The sequence below is a fragment of the Mesorhizobium sp. M7A.F.Ca.US.006.01.1.1 genome, from assembly GCF_003997935.1.
GTDB lineage: Bacteria > Pseudomonadota > Alphaproteobacteria > Rhizobiales > Rhizobiaceae > Mesorhizobium.
In genome coordinates this window covers 1-17268 of record NZ_RZQL01000156.1, presented here as the reverse complement: position 1 = coordinate 17268, position 17268 = coordinate 1, and the positions used below count along the sequence as shown (strand labels likewise).

Below are 17268 nucleotides of genomic sequence, written 5' to 3'. Positions count from 1 at the left end.
TACCGACAGCGACGGCAATGCCGCCGCTTTCGATCGTTCGACGGGGGGCCTGCTGGCGGGCGCCGACACGCTGGTGGGTGGCTGGCGTGTCGGTGTGCTCGGCGGCTACAGCCATGCGAGCTTCGATGCCGACGATCGCAACTCTTCGGGCAAGGCCGACAGCTATCATCTCGGTCTCTATGGCGGCACCAATTGGGGCGCCATCGCTTTCCGTACCGCTGCCGCCTACAGCTGGAGCAGCCTTTCGACCAAACGCTCGGTTGCTTTCAACGGCTTCACGGATGGGCTGTCGGCCGACTACGATGCCGGCACCGCGCAGATCTTCGGCGAGCTCGACTACAAGGCCGATGCCGGGCAATTCAAGTTCGAGCCTTTCGCCAACCTCGCCTATGTCAGCGTGCACACCGACGGCTTCACCGAAGACGGTGGCGCGGCGGCCCTGACCAGCTCCGGCTCGAACACAGACGCCACCTTCACCACGCTCGGTCTGCGCGGCTCGACCGACTTCGCGCTTGGCGGCATCAACGCCACCGCGCGCGGCATGCTTGGCTGGCGCCATGCATTCGGCGACGTCACGCCGACCTCGACCTTCGCCTTCGCCGGCGGCGACGCCTTCACCATCGCCGGGGTGCCGATCGCCAGGGATGCGGCCGTCATCGAGGCTGGGTTCGACTTCAACCTCGCTTCCAACGCTAAGCTCGGCCTGTCCTATTCCGGCCAATTCGGCGGCGGCACGGTCGATCAGGGCGCCAAGGTCGATCTTGCCGTGAAGTTCTGACGGCAACAGGTGCCGAGCAGCAAGAAGCGCACCGTCACCACGGTAATAGCAAGAAACTGCTGGAGGCCGCATGGTCAAGTCAAAGGTCGATTTCCACACGAAGCATGAAAGCGGTTTTGTCCCAACACAGGGATGTAAACTGCCATTCAATACGGATCTTCTGGAAGGCGAGGCCAAGGCGCGAGAGAAATTGCTTGGCAAGCAGAACGCTTTCCTGTCCAAGACAAGACGTTCCGCCAAAGACGTCGACCATCTGATCGAAGAGATGGTCGCTTTCGAAAAGATCCGGTCTGGGCACTATTGGCGAGACTATCGGGCGGACCTGATTGCGCGAAACGTGCGATCGGCGGTTGGCAAAACAGGATCCTTGCTCGAACTAGGCAGGTTGTCGCAACGACCAGCGACCAGCACGGTTATGATACCACGCCTCGATATACCGGACCTGGGGCCCGTTCCTTTTGGCCCGGTCGAACGGGGGGAATTGCAGAGGATCGACCTGAACACGGTCGATCGAGGAACCTACTTCGACAAGTGGTTCAACTATAATGGACGGTGGACGCTCACCCAACTCTACGATCATGTCGTGACCGATCCGGTACCGCTCTCAATGGATTTCGTCAGTGCCAACAATCTGGACCCATACGATTCGGATGGCCTGCGCGCCACGAGCGAGACCGGCATCTGGTTCACCTATGTGCCGGACATGGACGGCTACGTAACGGTTTTCTGGCTATCGGACCGCGTGACCTATCGCCTGTTCAGACAATACTATCCGCGCGATGCGGACGGCTGGGCGAATGGTTGGCTCTCGGTGGAAGGAGTTGTCGGCATCTGGACGAACAATTCATTCGCAGGTCGCGACTACGTCGAAATTTCGAGCAGCAACGGCAATGCGCACGACACGCTACAAGCGAGCGGGGTCCTTTTCATTCACAACAGTACATACCCCGTCCAGGCAGGAAAGCCGGTGCATGTGCTGATCGGAACGCGGTCGAAAGTCTTTAGTGTTTGCGACGGGACGGGCATCAATTTGGGGGCGGGCGTTGTCGCGCGAATTGACCACCCCATTTCCATCTTCACGCGAGCGGAGCTGGAGCCATATTCGCCGTTCTACTGAACCTGGATGACCACTGGGCCGCCACCGTTTCGAGACATTCGAACTGGGATAAGGTGGAGCTGTCGGGCCGATAACCGACAGGCCGGAAAGCCGACGCGCGATTTTTGTGCCGTCCGTCAACCGGGGGGCCGCCGCGCTCCGGGCGATCTGGCGGTCTTGGGAGCGGCGCAGCGCACGCGGTGCGGTCTTTGCTCCAAAAACGTTGCGAAACGACCCGAGAGCGGTTATACAGACCGCGAATTTCCCATTTTGGTGGCTCTAAACCACCGCCCGCGCGGGAACGCGGGCGAACGAGAAGGATTTGTAAAAATGGCCAATACGCTGCTGATGCCCAAGGCGACCGCCGTCTGGCTGGTCGACAATACCGCACTTTCCTTCGAGCAGATCGCGCAGTTCTGCGGGCTGCATCCGCTCGAGGTCAAGGCAATCGCCGACGGCGAAGCGGCGCAAGGCATCAAGGGCATGGACCCGATCATGACCGGACAGCTGACCCGCGACGAGATCGCCCGTGCCGAGAAGGACCCGAACCAGCGCCTGAAGCTTTCGGACCCCAAGGTGCGGGTACCCGAATCCAAGCGCAAGGGTCCGCGCTATACGCCGCTGTCGAAGCGCCAGGACCGGCCGAACGCCATTCTGTGGCTGGTGCGCAACCATCCCGAGCTCAAGGACGCGCAGATCTCGCGCCTCGTCGGCACCACCAAGTCGACCATCGAACAGATCCGCGAGCGCAAGCACTGGAACTCAGCCAATCTGCAGCCGATGGACCCGGTGACGCTGGGTCTTTCCTCGCAGATCGACCTCGACATGGAAGTCAACCGCGCCTCGCGCGGCCGCGAACAGGCGCAGCCGGTCGGCGACACGCTGTTGCCGGCGGCCTTGACCGAGCGGCTGGTGCCGGCTCCCGAAAAGCCTAAGGATGAGGATGCCGAACTCGACGCCAACGCCGTGTTCGCCAAGCTCTCGGCCCTGAAGTCGAAGAACACGGACAATGACGACGACGAGTGAGGTTGTCTGACATTCCAAGAAAAAAGCCCGCTTCGAGCGGGCTTTTTTGTAGCTGCGTCAGGTCTCAGCTTCGCGCGGCGCGGTCCGGCGCCATGCCATAGTCCTCGCTGCGCTCCACCGCGCGGTAGAAGTCAGCAAGTTGCTTGCCGCGCTCCGGCTTGAAGATGCGGCCGGCGATGACCACAGAAGCGATGCGATCGATGCGGAAGGCGCGGAAATCGTCGCGCATCTCGCACCAGGCGACCAGCGTCCACACCTTGCCCCAGAACCACAGGCCGAGCGGACGGATATCGCGGGCGGTGCCGCGGCCGGCCTCGTCGGAATAGTCGATGGTCAGCACCTGGCGCTTTTCGACCGCGCGCTCGATCAGGTCGATCGCCTCGCGGGCGGCATCGCTGACCACCCACATCGGTGTGTGGATCTCGGTGCGGGCGATGCGGTCTTTCTCGGCATCGGGCAGGACGGCGCCGATCTTGACCAGCGCTTCGTCGGCGGCGCGCGCCATGGCGGCACCGCCAAAGGCACGCACCATGCGGGCGCCGGCGACCAGCGCGACGATCTCGTCACGCGTGAACATCAGTGGCGGAAGGTCGAACCCCTCCCTCATCATGTAGCCAACGCCGGCCTCGCCGTCGATCGGCACCCCGGTCGACTGCAAGTCGGCAATGTCGCGATAGATGGTTCGCTCGGAAACCTCGAGCCACGTGCCGAGCTTCTGGGCGGTGACCAGTCGGCCACCGCGCAGATGCTGCACGATCTGGAAGAGCCTGTCGGCGCGGCGCATCGTATGGTCCCTCGGCGTTGTCTCTATGCATGTCGCCCAAAACTGATGTCCACTTTTGGACGGCATCGCATCCTGTTTTCGCGCATGCCGTTATCCCAAAACCGCAGAACACTTTTGGGCGGCGTGCCTCATGGTTTCAGCCCTTCGCGCTTGCGCTGCGCCGCGACGAACTCCGCGCCGAAGGACAGTTTCTTCGTCGTCGGCGTTTTCGCATCGAGCACGCGCCAGAACGGTGCCACATCACTCAGCGTCATGCCGCGCTGGAGGTCCTCGTTGGCGGCTTCGGCAACAGTGCGCAGATGATAGCCTATGGTGACCGGGCATGTCACTTCGGCGCCATGCTCGACGGCAAGTGCTGTACGCAGCGCACGCACATCCATCTCGACGCCTTCGGGAATCGAGCGAATGAAATCGTCGACCTGGCGCGCTGTCGGCACCAGCATAGGCTGGCCCTCGATGACATCGGCCATCGTGCGCGGCGTCGACTTGACGCCGTTGATGCCTGGTGTGCTCAGTCTGTCGTTCCAACTCTTCATCGATCGTCCTTTCGACCGCCGATGCACGGGTGTCTGAGATTCGCACCATTGCACGCTCCTCCTGACAGCATACTGTCAGGAGGCTTCAGCATACTCCTTGGCGAACAGCGTTCGCATCTGCACGAGATCACTGCCTCTTTCGGGGTAGAGCGTCTTCAGAAAGGCGAGTGCGAAGGTGCCTGGTGCCGAACCGGGCGAGGAAACAATTTTGCCGTCGGCCACGGCATGCGGCACATCCTGATAGAGGCTGTCGCCGGCATAGCCGGCCTCATGACCATTGATCCAGTCGCGGCCATTGCTGGTATGCTTGGCCTTCTCGAACAGGCCGGCGCGGGCCAGCGCCAGCGTTCCGGCGCAGATACCGCCGACCACGTCGCCGCGTGAGGCAACGGCATTGAGCAGATCGGCAACATCCGGCGGTGCCTTGCCGGCCCACTCATCGGAGCCGATGACGGCGATGGCGTCGAGATCGTCATTGTCATCCGCCCCGGCCGATCGATCGGGCGTCAGCCGAAAGCCGCTGATCCCGGTCACTGGGTTGCCATCAGGCGTCAGCGAAACGGCACGGGCGCCGAACCATTCGACCGCCGAGGCCGCCAGCAGCCCATACTCCCAGTCGGCAAAACCTTCGATGAAAAGGAAACCGATCGTCTTCTGTTCGGGCATAAGCTCGCTCCCATCCTCACGCCCCGGATCTGTTATCTGGGCGTCAACGCGCCCACATCCAATCGCCGGGTCGAAAAATTGGCTTCAATTGCCGCGAGGGCCACGGTCCGCATACATGTCAGGCCAGCCAATATCCTTGCGAATGTCCGCCGGCAGCGAGTTCATGAACCGCTGGGTGCGGATCTCGTTGCGCATCGTGCGGATCTTGCCGACATAGTGCTGCATGCCGCGCAGAATGGTGTAACCGTTCATGGCTAAGTCTCCTCTCTCTGTGTAGAGGCACTATCGCATACCCCTCCTGACAGCAGTCTGTCAGGAGGATGTCAGGGCGCGAGACAATAGTTGCGGCCAGTGCGCGCCCCGCAGGCAAGGGATCGCTTTTCGCCGCATCGAACGGTGCCTCAAGGCAGGTTTGCGACTTCCAATTGTTCATGGCGACGACGTTGTTTCGGCGCCGCTGTTCAGCTTCCGGCGACGGACTGTCGGAATACGCGGCCTTCAGCGGGGTGACCGCAGGTCTGATATGAAGGGAGAAAATTCTTCCCAACAGCAGGGAGACGACGATGAGCTTGCAACTGACAGGTATCCACCATCTGACCGCCATCACCGCCAATGCGCCTGGCAATCTTCATTTTTATACGAAGGTGCTGGGCCTGCGGCTGGTCAAGAAGACCGTAAACCAGGACGACACCTCGGCCTACCACCTTTTCTATGCCGACGGCGAAGCGACACCGGGCACCGACCTTACCTTCTTCGACTGGCCGGTCGGCCGCGAGCGGCGCGGCACCCACAGCATCGTGCGGACCAGCCTCAGGGTCGGCAGCCGGGACAGCCTTGCCTGGTGGAAGCAACACTTGACCGACGAAGGCCTGGCAACAGGAGAGATCGCCGACATCGGCGGTTATGCGTCATTGGATTTCGAAGATCCCGAGGGCCAGCGTCTGCGCCTGGTCAGCGATGGCGGCAAGGGAGACAGCCATCCCTGGGCGCAAAGCCCGGTACCGGCCGAGCACCAGATTCGGGGGCTCGGGCCGATCGTCATCAGCGTTCCCGACATCACCAACACCGAGGCTGTGGTGACCAAGGTGATGAACATGCGCAAGGCGCGCGACTATGCCTCGCCGGAGGGCCAGGTTCACGTCTTCGAAATGGGCGAGGGCGGGCCGGCGGCGGAGCTGCACGTCCTGGTGCAGCCGGGACTGGCGCCGGCACGGCAAGGTGCGGGTGCGGTTCACCATGTCGCCTTCAGGGCGCCGGACCAGGAGACGCTGCATCAATGGACGGCGCGGCTGGCGGAGTTCCGGCTGCCGTCGAGCGGCGAGGTCGAGCGCTATTATTTCCGTTCGCTCTACTTCCGCGAGCCGAACGGCATCCTGTTCGAGATCGCAACCGACGGACCGGGGTTTACCGCCGACGAGCCGCTGGACACGCTGGGTGAAAGCCTCGCCCTGCCGCCATTCCTCGAACCGAAACGGGCTTCAATCGAGGCTGGCCTCAAGCCGCTGAAGTAGATCGTTTCCCAGTCGCAGGCGGGCGCCGCGTTCCGACTAGGATCGCGGCGTCGTTCTTTCTCAGGCAATGAACGACGTGCTTTGACAGCCGGGCGCGTTGCTGGTCAAAGGCGGCATGACGAAATTCCTCGCCCTTGTCATCGTCGGTTTCATGGTCATTCAACTGATCAAGCCGCTTGGCTGGCCAGGCCTCAAGCGACGCGGCGATTTCTGGAAGCTGGCACTGCTCGCCATGGCCGCGATTTCACTGGCGGCCGTGCTCGGGCATTTGACGTAGAACCTGCCAGAACGCACCTGTCCTTGGTGCTCAATTGCCAAGCACCGGCCCAACCATATGCTCGGCCCAGGCCCGGTAGCCTGCTTCCGAGGCGTGAAAGCCGTCCGAGGCAAAGCCGGCTTCCGGATTGGTGATCGGCAGACGCGGCGCCGGCACCGCGCCGCGCTCCAGGCAAAGGCGTTCTCCCATCCGGTTCATTTCGGTAGCGCGGATTTCAAGGATTTTTCCAAGCAGCGGCGGCATGGCCGGCGCCCGCGTGAACTCCAGCACCGGCGACCACACGACGCGCGCTTCCGGCCATTTGGCGCGCAGGCCGTAAAGCAGGCCACCAAACTCCTTCTTGAAGCGCGGCACGGAGTGAAAATTCTTGGTGTCGTTGGTGCCTATGGCCAGCACGATATGCGTCCACGGATCGGCCGACAGATTGGGCAGGACATGGTCGCGTATCTGGCCCGACGTTGCCGAATTGAAGCCGGCCGCCCGCCAGCGCACGGCGCGGCCGGTATTTTGTGAAATCAGCACCGCGAGTTGCGCGGCAAGCCCGTCTTCCGAATTGCCGATGCCGACCGAAGCGGCGGAGGAATCGCCCAGCACCAGAAGCGAAATATCAGGCGCCTTGCCTGATATTTCGTGCATGACCGGCCCTTGCGCCGGCAGCATGCGCGTGGTGCGGCGTCGCACGCCGAGGCCTTGCCAGATATAGACCGGGAAGGCGAGCCAGGTGAGTAGGGCCGGGAAGCGCATGGCAGTACCGTTAAACGATCAGCGGCAGCCTTAGCGCATGTTTTGGCCGACGGGAACGCCTTCAATCGCAGCAACTCGCCTGGCCCGCTTGCTTGCCCTGATATTCATCGTGCAGCCGCACCCAATCCATCAGTCCGTGATAGGGGCCGTTCTCGTTGCGGCCCTTCGGCGTCATGTCGAGATAGTCGTAGGCGCCGATCTGCGCCTCGCCGCCGCGGGCGCGCGACATGAAGGTGAGGAAGATGTCGCCGGTCTCGTCCCGGTAGAAAACGCTTGTGCCGGGAAGCTCCTTCGATGTCCGTGGACGGGTCTCGAAATTGTAGGTGGTGTCGCCGGCGGCGATCTGCTTGTCGGTGAAGGAGACCTGCATGTCGAAGTTGAAATCCGAGGCATAGGACGACACCCAGTCGAACTTCCAGCCCATGCGCTGCTTGTAAGGCAGAAGCTCCGCCAGTGGAGCGCGCGAAACCACGACCAGCGACACGTCGTGATGCCGCAGATGCTGATTGGCGCCGTCGATATGGTCGGCAAGGAATGAACAGCCCTCGCAATGATGGACGCAGCCCGGCCCGAACATGAAGTGATAGACGATCAGCTGGCTGTTGCCGGCAAACAGGTCGGTCAGTTTCTTCGGCCCTTGCCCGGTCTCGAAGACATAGTCCTTCCTGATCTTCAGCCAGGGCAGTTCACGCCGTTCAGCGGCGATCCGCTCGCGAAGCCGCGTCAGTTCCTTTTCGCGCGCCAGATGCGCCTTGTGCGCCTGGAACCAGTCTTCGCGCGAAACGATCTTGTTGCGATGCATGAACCTCTCCCTGAAGTGTCATTCCAAGGACGTTCGGGATGAGCACAACCCGACATCGCCCGAGAGGAAATAAGGACGGAGAGGCTCCGCCCCAAGCCCGGCAAGTCACAAACAAAAACCCGGGCGCATCGGCCCGGGTTCGAAGGAGGAAGAAAGGACTGTGGTCAGGCGGCCTGTTCCAGGCTCGCCTTCCATTTTCCGAGCGCTGCCAAATGATTCATGTGGGCGCGATGGGTGAAGGCGGCCTGACCGGCGGCAACGTTCGAGGCCTTGCCGCTCCAGGCTTTCTGTGGCGCGGCCTGCAGCGCGCGGCCATAGGAGAAGGTCAGCTTCCACGGGTGCGGCCCGATGGCGTTGATGGCGTTGAGATTGGCGGTCGCCTCCTCGTCCTCCTGGCCGCCGGACAGGAAGGCGATGCCCGGCACCGCTGCCGGCACTGTCTCACGGAACAGTTTTATGGTCCTTTCGGCGACTTCTTCGGGGCTGCTCACCTTGCCCGATTTCCTGCCGGCCAGCACCATGTTCGGTTTTAGGATAGTGCCTTCCAGCACGACGCGCGCCGCGTAGAGTTCGTTATAGAGCTTGAGCAAAATCACCTTGCTGATCTCGTAGCATGTGTCGATGTCGTGGGCGCCATCCATCAGCACCTCCGGTTCGACGATCGGCACGATGCCGGCTTCCTGGCAAAGGGCGGCATAGCGGGCGAGCGCATGGGCGTTGGAGCCGATCGAGGTCGCTGAAGGCACGCCTTTGGCGATATCGATGTCGATCACCGCGCGCCATTTGGCGAAGCGGGCGCCGAGCTTGTAGTAGTCGGCAAGGCGCTCGCGCAGGCCGTCGAGGCCTTCGGTGACGGTGTCGCCGGGAAACCTGGCCAGCGGCTTGGCGCCGGCATCGACCTTGATGCCGGGGATGGCGCCGGCCGCCTTGATGATGTCGACCAGCGGCGTGCCGTCGGAGGCCTTCTGGCGGATCGTCTCGTCGTAGAGGATGACGCCGGAAATGTAGCGGGTCATCGCCTCCCGGGAGCGGAACATCATCTCGCGGTAGTCTCGGCGGCTGTCGGCTGTCGATTCGACGCCGATGACGTCGAAGCGCTTCTTGATGGTGCCGGAACTTTCGTCGGCGGCCAGCAGGCCCTTGCCATCGGCGACGATCGCAGCGGCAATGTCTTCGAGACGTTCGCTCATTGTTGCTTCTCCTGAAACGGTTGTTCCGCGCTTAACGGAAGTCTACCGCCAAAGGAATGGCATCGGAAAGCTCGAATCGATTGAAAGCCTCGGGCGCCCTTGTTCGCTCTCCGAGTGTTGATCGGGTCGTTTGGTTTAGCCGCCTTTCTGCGACGCCAGGCGTTTCCGCCTGGCTGCAAAAGGCGTCAGCGCTTCAACACATCGACGCCGGGCAGCGGCTTGCCTTCCATCCATTCCAGGAAGGCGCCGCCGGCGGTCGAGACGTACGTGAAGTCGTCGGCGACGCCGGCATGGTTGAGCGCTGCCACCGTATCGCCACCGCCGGCAACCGAGACCAGCTTGCCTTCCTTGGTGCGCTGAGCTGCGTGCTTGGCCGCAGCCACCGTTGCATGGTCGAAGGGCGCGATCTCGAAGGCGCCGAGCGGGCCGTTCCAGACCAGTGTCGCGGCGCGGTCGATCCATTCGCCGATGGTCGTCACGGTTTTGGCGCCGACATCGAGGATCATGCCGTCGGCCGGTACATCGGAGATGGCGACGGTCTCGCAGGCCGCGCCCGCCTTGAATTCCCTGGCGACGACGCTGTCGACCGGCAGGATGATGGCGCAGCCGGCCTCAGCCGCCTCGATCATGATCTGCTTGGCGGTCGCGGCGAGATCATGCTCGCACAGCGATTTGCCGACATCGGTGCCGCGCGCGGCGAGGAAGGTGTTGGCCATGCCGCCGCCGATGACGAGGGCATCGACCTTCTTCACCAGGTTCATCAACAGGTCGATCTTGGTCGAGACCTTGGCGCCGCCGACAATGGCGACGACCGGACGGACCGGTTTTCCCAGACCTTTCTCCAGCGCTTCGAGCTCGGCCTGCATGGTGCGGCCGGCAAAGGCCGGCAACAGATGCGCCAGCCCCTCGGTCGAGGAATGCGCGCGGTGCGCGGCCGAGAAGGCGTCGTTGACGAAGATATCGCCATTGGCGGCGAGTTTTTCGGTGAAGGCCGGGTCATTCTTTTCCTCGGCCTTGTAAAAGCGGGTGTTTTCGAGCAGCAGCACGTCGCCCTTGTTCATGGCGGCGACAGCGCTTCCGGCGGTGTCGCCGACGCAATCCGAGGCGAAACCGACGGGGCGGCCGAGCACGTCGGCTGTCGCCCTGGCGATAGGCTCCAGCGAGAATTCGGGCGAGGGGCCATCCTTGGGTCGGCCGAAATGAGCGAGCAGGATGACCTTGGCACCCTTGCCGGACAATTCGGCGATGGTCGGCGCGATGCGTTCGATGCGGGTCGCGTCGGTGACTTTGCCCTCACTGACAGGCACGTTGAGGTCGACGCGCACCAGCACACGCTTGCCGCTGATGTTGCCGATATCGTCGAGTGTCTTGAAGGCGGCCATGCGGGTTCCTTTCGCGAAAAACCGGGGGACCATACCCCGCATCGGCGACGATGCAAGGCTTAGGGCGTGCTCGAACCGAAATTTTGAAGGGGGCACGATCCTGCGCCGGCGGGCGGATGAAGGGCAGCGCTCAATAGCGGGTTTGTCAGCTTTCGGTTGCTGCCTTTTCCGGGGCTGGCTCCGGGGTCGGTTTCCCGTCGGCCCGCGCCTCGGCCTCCTGCGTCTCGGTCGGCTTGCGCCAGTTGCGGATGAAGGCGGAGACGCGGTCGCCGATTTCGCCGGCGCTGAGGAAGACCGGCACCCGCGCCACCGGCGCGGTCGGCTCGAACGACAAGCCAAGGCCTATGATCTTGCCCTTGTCATCGACGTCGCGGACGATCAGTTCTATCGGGCCGAGCAGGACGCGGTCGGCATATTCGGCATGGCCGCCGAGCCGCGCCGTGACCAGCGCTCCAACGGTGAGCTTTTGCTCAGCTTCGGTCAGGCCCGGCGTATAGGCCGCTTCCAGTTCGGCGGCGGAGCGCGCGGGATCGACGGCGAAGGCGCCGAAGAAATCGGCATCCTCGGGATCGACCACGGCACGGCTGGCGAAAAGCTTGTCGAGCAGGCGCGGATAGCGGTCAGGGACGAAAATGTAGACCTGGTCGCCGGCGGCGAGTCGGCCCATGTCCTGGAAGCGCATCGAGCGGCCGTCACGCAGCACCAGCGAGGGCCGCGCCCAGCGTGGGATGCGCTCGCCGCGCGCCACCGGGCTGCCGGGTGCGACGCGATAGGCAAGAAGCTCGTGATGGGCGGAGCCCGGCAATTCAAGCTCGACCTTGTCGAGCGGTCCGAGCCGCGCCGGCACGATCAAACCGAGGCGGCGCGCCAGCGGTCCGACCGTCCAGCCCTGGATGACCAGCGATACCAGAACGATGATGAAGGCGGTGTTGAAGATGACACGGCCATTTTCCAGGCCGCCGAGCAGCGGGGTGATGGCGAGCAGGATCGACACCGCGCCGCGCAGGCCGACCCACGAGACGAAGGCAACTTCGGGGCGCGGCATGCGGAACGGGATCAGGCAGAGCCAGACGGCGACCGGCCGCGCCACGAACATCAGGAACAGGCCGAGCAGCACCGCCGGCACCATGATCGCCGGAAACTGCGACGGCGTCGCGAACAGGCCGAGGATGAGGAACATGATGATCTGCGCCAGCCATGACATGCCGTCCTGGAAGCGCTTGAGGATGGTGACGGCGCGGATATCGGAATTGCCCGAGATGAGGCCGGCGATATAGACCGCTAGGAAGCCCGAGCCGCCAATGGCGCCGGCGGCGGCAAACACCATCAACGACAAGGTCAGCACGAAGATCGGCAGCAGGCCATGGTCGAGATTGAGCCGGTCGACGAGGCGCACGATGGCGAGGCCGCCGAGCACCCCGACGACAGCGCCAAGGCCCATGTTGAGGAGGAAGCCGAGGAAAAGGCTGGTGACCAGGACGTTGGTCTCGGGATTGGCATGAGCGGCGATGATCTCGACCAACGTGATGGTCAGGAAGATGGCGATCGGGTCATTGGTGCCGGATTCCACCTCGAGCGTCGAGCGCACGCGTTCGCGCAGATTGATCTCGCCGGCACGCAGCAGGAAGAACACGGCGGCCGCATCCGTGGAGGCGACGGCAGCGCCGAGCAGGAAGGACTCCAGCCAGGTGAGGTCGAGCAGATAGTGGGCGGCGGCACCGAACAGGCCAGTGGTCAGAATTACGCCGAAGGTCGCCAGCGACAACGCCGGGCCGGCTGCCTGCCGCAAGGCGTTGAGCGGCGTGCCGAAACCGGAATCGAACAGGATGACGGCCAGCGCCAGTGAGCCGGCAAAATAAGCGATGCGGGCGTTGTCGAACTGGATGCCGAGCCCGTCGGTGCCGGTGGCGAGGCCAATGCACAGGAACAGGAGCAGAAGAGGGGCGCCGAAGCGGAAGGCGATCAGGCTCGAAAACGCGGCGGCGACGACAAGCGCTGTGCCGACCAGCGTGACGAGATAGATCGCATGCTCCATCCTGAATCAGCCCCTCAAATTCGTCTGTCTCCTGCTTTGCGAGAGAGTGGGGCGAAGACGTGACCAGTGCAAGGCGGCAGGGTGGCTTTTTGGCCTATGCCGCTGATTTTTGGATGTTTTGGCGCCCAGGGCACAATTTGGGAAGGCGCAAGCTGCGCTCATGAAAAACGCCCGGACAAAGCCGGGCGTTCCAAGTCTCGAAAAGAGAGCTTTGTGATCAGGCGATGGTCTTGCCGAAGGCGACCGAGGTGTCGCCCATGCGGTTGGAGAAGCCCCATTCATTGTCGTACCAGGACAGCACCGATACGAAGTTGCCGTCCATCACCTTGGTCTGGTCGAGCGCCATGATCGAGGAGCGCGGATCGTGGTTGAAGTCGATCGACACATTCGGGTGATGGGTGACGCCGAGAATGCCCTTGAGCTTGCCGTTGGAGGCGGCGATCACCGCTTCGTTGATCTCCTGCACCGTGGTCGACCGTTTGGCGATGAACTTGAAATCGACGACCGAGACGTTCGGGGTCGGCACGCGGATCGAGATGCCGTCGAGCTTGCCCTTGAGGTCGGGCAGCACCAGCCCGATCGCCTTGGCAGCACCGGTCGAGGTCGGGATCTGCGACAAGGCAGCAGCGCGGGCGCGGTAGAGATCCTTGTGCATGGTGTCCAGCGTCGGCTGGTCGCCGGTGTAGGAGTGGATCGTCGTCATCATGCCTTTTTCGATGCCGACCGTTTCGTGCAGCACGGCTGCCAGCGGCGCCAGGCAGTTGGTGGTGCACGACGCATTGGAGATGACGATATGATCCTTGGTCAACTGGTCGTGGTTGATGCCGTAGACCACGGTGAGGTCGGCGCCTTCTGCAGGGGCCGAAACGATGACGCGCTTGGCGCCGGCGGTCAGGTGTGCCGCTGCCTTGTCGCGGGCGGTGAAGATGCCGGTGCATTCGAGCGCGATGTCGATGCCGAGTTCCTTCCACGGCAACTGCGTCGGATCCTTGATCGCGGTGACCTTGAACGTCTCCTTGCCGACGGTGATCTGGTCGCCGGATACCGAGACTTCATGCGGGAAGCGGCCGTGCACGCTGTCATAGCGCAAAAGGTGCGCATTGGTCTCGACTGGGCCGAGGTCGTTGACGGCGACGACGTCGATATCCCTGCGGCCGGATTCATGGATAGCGCGCAGGATGTTGCGGCCGATGCGGCCAAATCCGTTGATGGCAACTCTGACGGTCATAATTCTCTCCCTGGGAGTTGGAGGGCGGACGAGGGGTCCGCAGTTTCATAGCGGCGGAAGCAGAAAGAATCCAGCCGCAATGGTGTGGATTTAAATCGATTAAGTTAGGCCGGCGCGGCGAAGCCGCTTGCGCGGTTTCGCCGAACTGATTTTGGTTTGTGCATGCCGTTGTCCCAAAACCGCGATACACTTTTGGGCGGCATGCACAAGCCTTACTTGGTATGCAGGCGGGCTTCCGCCGCCTTGGCCGCGGCCTCGGCGGTAATGCCGAAATGCGGATAGAGTTGCTCGATCGTGCCCGAGGCGCCGAAGCCGGTCATGCCGACGAAGATGCCGTCGGAGCCGATCAGGTGATCCCAGCCCTGGCGGATGCCCGCTTCGATCGCCATCTTGATCGGCGCATTGCCGATCGTCTTTTTGCGGTAGTCGTCGCTCTGCTGGTCGAACAGTTCGAAGCAGGGAACCGAGACGACGCGGGTCGGATGGCCGTGCTTTTCCAACAGCTCGCGCGCGCCAAGCGCGATCTCGACCTCGGAGCCGGTGGCGAAGATGGTCACCGCCGCCTCGCCGCTGGCGGCGGCCAGTTCGTAGGCGCCCTGGCTGCTGAGGTTCTTGGCCGAGAATTCGGTGCGCACCGTCGGCAGGTTCTGGCGGGTCAGCGCCAAGGTCGACGGCGTCTTTTCCGACTCCAGGGCGATCTGCCAGCATTCCGCGGTTTCGACCGCGTCGGCCGGGCGGAAGACATTGTGGTTGGGGATCGCGCGCAATGCCGCCAGATGCTCGACCGGCTGGTGGGTCGGGCCGTCTTCGCCCAGGCCGATGGAATCATGGGTCATGACGAAAATCGAGCGGATGCCCATCAGCGATGCAAGCCGCATCGACGGACGGGCGTAGTCGGAGAAGCACATGAAGGTGCCGCCATAGGCGATGAGGCCGCCATGCAGCGTCAGACCGTTAAGCGCGGCGGCCATGCCGTGCTCGCGAATGCCGTAGTGAACATAGCGCTGGCCATAGTCGTCGGGCGTGATGTTCTTGGTCTGGCTTGTCTTGGTGTTGTTGGAGCCGGTCAGGTCGGCGGAACCGCCAATGGTCTCGGGCACGGCGCCGTTGATGACCTCCAGCGCCATCTCGGAAGACTTGCGGGTGGCGACCTTCGGCTTGTCGGCGACAAGCTTCTTCTTGTAGTCGGCAATGACGGCGTCGAAATTGGACGGCAGCTTGCCGCTGAGGCGGCGTTCGAACTCGGCTTTCAGCTTGGCGTCGGCCTTGGCCAGGCGGCCTTCCCAGTCGGTGCGCGCCTTGGCGCCGGCCTTGCCGGCAGTGCGCCAGGCGTCGAGGATGTCGGCCGGAATCTCGAAGGGCGGCGAATCCCAGTTGAAGAACTTGCGCGCGCCGGCGATCTCTTCAGCGCCGAGCGGTGAGCCGTGCGCCTTGTTGGTGCCGGCCTTGGTCGGCGCGCCGAAGCCGATGGTCGTTTTGCAGGCGATCATGGTCGGCTTGTCGGAATGGCGGGCGGCCTCGATGGCATAGGCGATGGCTTCCGGATCGGTGCCATCGATGTGGCTGGCGTTCCAGCCGGAGGCCTGGAAGCGGGCGACCTGGTCGGTGTTGTCGGACAGCGAGACCGGACCGTCGATCGAGATGTTGTTGTTGTCCCAGAAGACGATCAGCTTGTTGAGCTTGAGGTGGCCGGCAAGCGCGATGGCTTCCTGGGAAACACCTTCCATCAGGCAGCCGTCACCGGCCAGTACGTAGGTGTAATGGTCGACGAGGTCGTTGCCGAAGGCTGCGTTCATGATGCGCTCGCCGAGCGCGAAGCCGACCGAATTGGCGAGACCCTGGCCGAGCGGGCCGGTCGTCGTCTCTATGCCTGTGGCATGGCCGTATTCGGGATGGCCGGCGGTCTTCGAGCCCAACTGACGGAAGTGCTTGATCTGGTCGAGGGTCATGTCCTCGTAGCCGGTCAGATGCAGCAGCGAATAGAGCAGCATCGAGCCATGGCCGGCAGACAGGATGAAACGGTCGCGATCGGCCCAGTGCGGGGCCTTGGGATCATATTTCAGGAAGCGCGTGAACAGCACCGTGGCGATGTCGGCGCAGCCCATGGGCAGGCCGGGATGGCCGGAATTTGCCTTCTCGACGGCATCCATGGAGAGAAAGCGGATCGCATTGGCCATCCGGTCATGTTGTTCACGCGACGTCATGGTTCCTCCAGAAGTGGGGGTTTGGGGGCTTGGGAGAGCCCTTGAAAAGGGTGCGCGACACATAGCAGGCGCGGGCTTTTAGTCAACAAATTGGGTGCACATTTGCCGGTCTTGTGATGCCGGCGGCGGACCTACATTAGCGTTAGCGGGGGACAGTCGCGAGAGCTTTGTTGACGTTGCCTTCACCCGGTGCCTAATGTTTCAGAGATAACGCGTTCTGAACGTGAACGATTCGGTGATGGGCAGGGCACAGGACGAAGGCCATGACCGGGGAAGCCACACTCAAGGAAGTCATCGCGAGGCTGGGCAAGGCCATCGAGGGGCTGGAAAACGCCGTCGCGGCCAAGCTCGAGCATGAACGCGACTACTCCGAAGCCGAGGCCGAGGTGCAGCGGATGAACGCCGATCGCTCGCGGCTGGCGCAGGAACTCGACAATTCCGAAGCGCGTGCCGAACGGCTGGAAGATGCCAACAAGGAAGTCTCGCGACGTTTGGTGACCGCCATGGAAACCATCCGCGCCGTGTTGGACAGATAGGAGCTGGCCCGATGGCACAGGTCACGGTTTCAATCGACGGCAAGCAGTATCGCATGGCCTGCGACGAGGGCCAGGAAGAGCATCTGATCGACCTTGCCGAGCGCTTCGACCGCTATGTTTCACACCTGAAGGACTCGTTCGGCGAGATCGGCGATCAGCGGCTGACCGTGATGGCCGGCATCATGGTGATGGATGAACTCTCGGAGTTGCAGAAGCGCGTCAAGGGCATGGAAAGCGAAGTGCTGACCTTGCGCAAGACCCGCGACGAGGCTCTGACCAAGGCCGACAAGAGCGATAGCGTGCTCACCAACGCGCTCGGCGCGCTCGCACAGCGCATGGAAGACCTGACTGTGACAATGGCGGTCAACAAGACCTGAGGCAGGATTTCTTCTGTCCAGCCCAATAGGCTCTCATCCGCGCGCCGCGCATTCGGCAGCATAAAAATGCTCGCCTGCCGCCGACAAGAGTTTCAT

The 17268-nt window shown here is 62.9% G+C and carries 18 protein-coding genes; 7 read left to right on the top strand and 11 right to left on the bottom strand.

What is annotated here, in order from left to right; genetic code table 11:
• From EN943_RS24360 to EN943_RS24350, 3 genes are all read left to right on the top strand, one after another.
• The coding region (locus EN943_RS24360) for an autotransporter domain-containing protein (protein WP_127414950.1) at positions 1-778 on the top strand (778 nt) is incomplete at its 5' end.
• A 70-nt stretch (positions 779-848) separates the two neighbouring features.
• The gene (locus tag EN943_RS24355; RefSeq protein ID WP_127414949.1) at positions 849-1895 is read left to right on the top strand and encodes a hypothetical protein; all 1047 of its coding nucleotides are present in this window, start codon (positions 849-851) and stop codon (positions 1893-1895) included.
• A 309-nt stretch (positions 1896-2204) separates the two neighbouring features.
• Positions 2205-2900: a DUF1013 domain-containing protein gene (locus EN943_RS24350; RefSeq protein WP_127414948.1), complete on the top strand. Its 696-nt coding sequence runs from the start codon at positions 2205-2207 to the stop codon at positions 2898-2900.
• 64 nt (positions 2901-2964) lie between these two features.
• On the opposite strand, the gene EN943_RS24345 is transcribed toward EN943_RS24350, so the two are convergent.
• The 4 genes from EN943_RS24345 to EN943_RS24330 all read right to left on the bottom strand — a co-directional run bounded on the left by EN943_RS24345 (position 2965) and on the right by EN943_RS24330 (position 5138).
• The gene (locus tag EN943_RS24345; RefSeq protein WP_013529238.1) at positions 2965-3684 is read right to left on the bottom strand and encodes a YafY family protein; all 720 of its coding nucleotides are present in this window, start codon (positions 3682-3684) and stop codon (positions 2965-2967) included.
• 128 nt (positions 3685-3812) lie between these two features.
• The gene (locus EN943_RS24340; protein WP_127414947.1) at positions 3813-4220 is read right to left on the bottom strand and encodes a hypothetical protein; all 408 of its coding nucleotides are present in this window, start codon (positions 4218-4220) and stop codon (positions 3813-3815) included.
• Positions 4221-4295: 75 nt separating this feature from the next.
• Positions 4296-4886: a DJ-1/PfpI family protein gene (locus tag EN943_RS24335; RefSeq protein ID WP_127414946.1), complete on the bottom strand. Its 591-nt coding sequence runs from the start codon at positions 4884-4886 to the stop codon at positions 4296-4298.
• Positions 4887-4970: 84 nt separating this feature from the next.
• Positions 4971-5138 carry a hypothetical protein gene (locus tag EN943_RS24330; protein ID WP_013529241.1) on the bottom strand — a complete coding sequence of 56 codons (168 nt, stop codon included), beginning with the start codon at positions 5136-5138 and terminating at the stop codon, positions 4971-4973.
• A gap of 311 nt (positions 5139-5449) precedes the next feature.
• Between EN943_RS24330 and EN943_RS24325 the strand changes: the two genes are divergently transcribed.
• Positions 5450-6397, top strand: coding sequence for a ring-cleaving dioxygenase (locus EN943_RS24325; protein ID WP_127414945.1), 948 nt, complete (start codon positions 5450-5452; stop codon positions 6395-6397).
• A gap of 115 nt (positions 6398-6512) precedes the next feature.
• The gene (locus EN943_RS24320; protein ID WP_023810961.1) at positions 6513-6674 is read left to right on the top strand and encodes a hypothetical protein; all 162 of its coding nucleotides are present in this window, start codon (positions 6513-6515) and stop codon (positions 6672-6674) included.
• 30 nt (positions 6675-6704) lie between these two features.
• On the opposite strand, the gene EN943_RS24315 is transcribed toward EN943_RS24320, so the two are convergent.
• The 7 genes from EN943_RS24315 to tkt form a co-directional block, all read right to left on the bottom strand.
• Positions 6705-7418 (bottom strand): SGNH/GDSL hydrolase family protein, encoded by a 714-nt coding sequence (locus EN943_RS24315; protein WP_127414944.1) that lies wholly within the window; start codon positions 7416-7418, stop codon positions 6705-6707.
• Positions 7419-7479: 61 nt separating this feature from the next.
• Entirely contained in the window at positions 7480-8220 is a 741-nt protein-coding gene (locus tag EN943_RS24310; RefSeq protein ID WP_127414943.1) for a thioredoxin family protein, read from the bottom strand.
• A 164-nt stretch (positions 8221-8384) separates the two neighbouring features.
• Positions 8385-9410: a class I fructose-bisphosphate aldolase gene (locus EN943_RS24305; protein WP_127414942.1), complete on the bottom strand. Its 1026-nt coding sequence runs from the start codon at positions 9408-9410 to the stop codon at positions 8385-8387.
• A gap of 185 nt (positions 9411-9595) precedes the next feature.
• Complete coding sequence (locus EN943_RS24300) at positions 9596-10792, bottom strand: phosphoglycerate kinase (RefSeq protein ID WP_127414941.1); 1197 nt, start codon at positions 10790-10792, stop codon at positions 9596-9598.
• A 145-nt stretch (positions 10793-10937) separates the two neighbouring features.
• Positions 10938-12827: a potassium/proton antiporter gene (locus EN943_RS24295; RefSeq protein ID WP_127414940.1), complete on the bottom strand. Its 1890-nt coding sequence runs from the start codon at positions 12825-12827 to the stop codon at positions 10938-10940.
• 217 nt (positions 12828-13044) lie between these two features.
• Positions 13045-14055: a type I glyceraldehyde-3-phosphate dehydrogenase gene (gene gap, locus EN943_RS24290; protein ID WP_127260437.1), complete on the bottom strand. Its 1011-nt coding sequence runs from the start codon at positions 14053-14055 to the stop codon at positions 13045-13047.
• A 212-nt stretch (positions 14056-14267) separates the two neighbouring features.
• The gene (tkt, locus tag EN943_RS24285; protein WP_127414939.1) at positions 14268-16259 is read right to left on the bottom strand and encodes a transketolase; all 1992 of its coding nucleotides are present in this window, start codon (positions 16257-16259) and stop codon (positions 14268-14270) included.
• Positions 16260-16522: 263 nt separating this feature from the next.
• On the opposite strand from tkt, the gene EN943_RS24280 reads away from it, so the two are divergent.
• Positions 16523-16795: a DUF4164 domain-containing protein gene (locus EN943_RS24280; protein WP_013529251.1), complete on the top strand. Its 273-nt coding sequence runs from the start codon at positions 16523-16525 to the stop codon at positions 16793-16795.
• Positions 16796-16806: 11 nt separating this feature from the next.
• Positions 16807-17172 (top strand): cell division protein ZapA, encoded by a 366-nt coding sequence (locus EN943_RS24275; protein WP_027037104.1) that lies wholly within the window; start codon positions 16807-16809, stop codon positions 17170-17172.
• Positions 17173-17268 lie beyond the last annotated feature (96 nt).

Excerpts from the sequence above, each read along its gene's own strand:
- EN943_RS24355 (WP_127414949.1), top strand. The coding sequence starts at position 849 with ATGGTCAAGTCAAAGGTCGATTTCCACACGAAGCATGAAAGCGGTTTT.
- EN943_RS24350 (WP_127414948.1), top strand. The coding sequence starts at position 2,205 with ATGGCCAATACGCTGCTGATGCCCAAGGCGACCGCCGTCTGGCTGGTC.
- EN943_RS24345 (WP_013529238.1), bottom strand. The coding sequence starts at position 3,684 with ATGCGCCGCGCCGACAGGCTCTTCCAGATCGTGCAGCATCTGCGCGGT.
- EN943_RS24340 (WP_127414947.1), bottom strand. The coding sequence starts at position 4,220 with ATGAAGAGTTGGAACGACAGACTGAGCACACCAGGCATCAACGGCGTC.
- EN943_RS24335 (WP_127414946.1), bottom strand. The coding sequence starts at position 4,886 with ATGCCCGAACAGAAGACGATCGGTTTCCTTTTCATCGAAGGTTTTGCC.
- EN943_RS24330 (WP_013529241.1), bottom strand. The coding sequence starts at position 5,138 with ATGAACGGTTACACCATTCTGCGCGGCATGCAGCACTATGTCGGCAAG.
- EN943_RS24325 (WP_127414945.1), top strand. The coding sequence starts at position 5,450 with ATGAGCTTGCAACTGACAGGTATCCACCATCTGACCGCCATCACCGCC.
- EN943_RS24320 (WP_023810961.1), top strand. The coding sequence starts at position 6,513 with ATGACGAAATTCCTCGCCCTTGTCATCGTCGGTTTCATGGTCATTCAA.
- EN943_RS24315 (WP_127414944.1), bottom strand. The coding sequence starts at position 7,418 with ATGCGCTTCCCGGCCCTACTCACCTGGCTCGCCTTCCCGGTCTATATC.
- EN943_RS24310 (WP_127414943.1), bottom strand. The coding sequence starts at position 8,220 with ATGCATCGCAACAAGATCGTTTCGCGCGAAGACTGGTTCCAGGCGCAC.
- EN943_RS24305 (WP_127414942.1), bottom strand. The coding sequence starts at position 9,410 with ATGAGCGAACGTCTCGAAGACATTGCCGCTGCGATCGTCGCCGATGGC.
- EN943_RS24300 (WP_127414941.1), bottom strand. The coding sequence starts at position 10,792 with ATGGCCGCCTTCAAGACACTCGACGATATCGGCAACATCAGCGGCAAG.
- EN943_RS24295 (WP_127414940.1), bottom strand. The coding sequence starts at position 12,827 with ATGGAGCATGCGATCTATCTCGTCACGCTGGTCGGCACAGCGCTTGTC.
- gap (WP_127260437.1), bottom strand. The coding sequence starts at position 14,055 with ATGACCGTCAGAGTTGCCATCAACGGATTTGGCCGCATCGGCCGCAAC.
- tkt (WP_127414939.1), bottom strand. The coding sequence starts at position 16,259 with ATGACGTCGCGTGAACAACATGACCGGATGGCCAATGCGATCCGCTTT.
- EN943_RS24280 (WP_013529251.1), top strand. The coding sequence starts at position 16,523 with ATGACCGGGGAAGCCACACTCAAGGAAGTCATCGCGAGGCTGGGCAAG.
- EN943_RS24275 (WP_027037104.1), top strand. The coding sequence starts at position 16,807 with ATGGCACAGGTCACGGTTTCAATCGACGGCAAGCAGTATCGCATGGCC.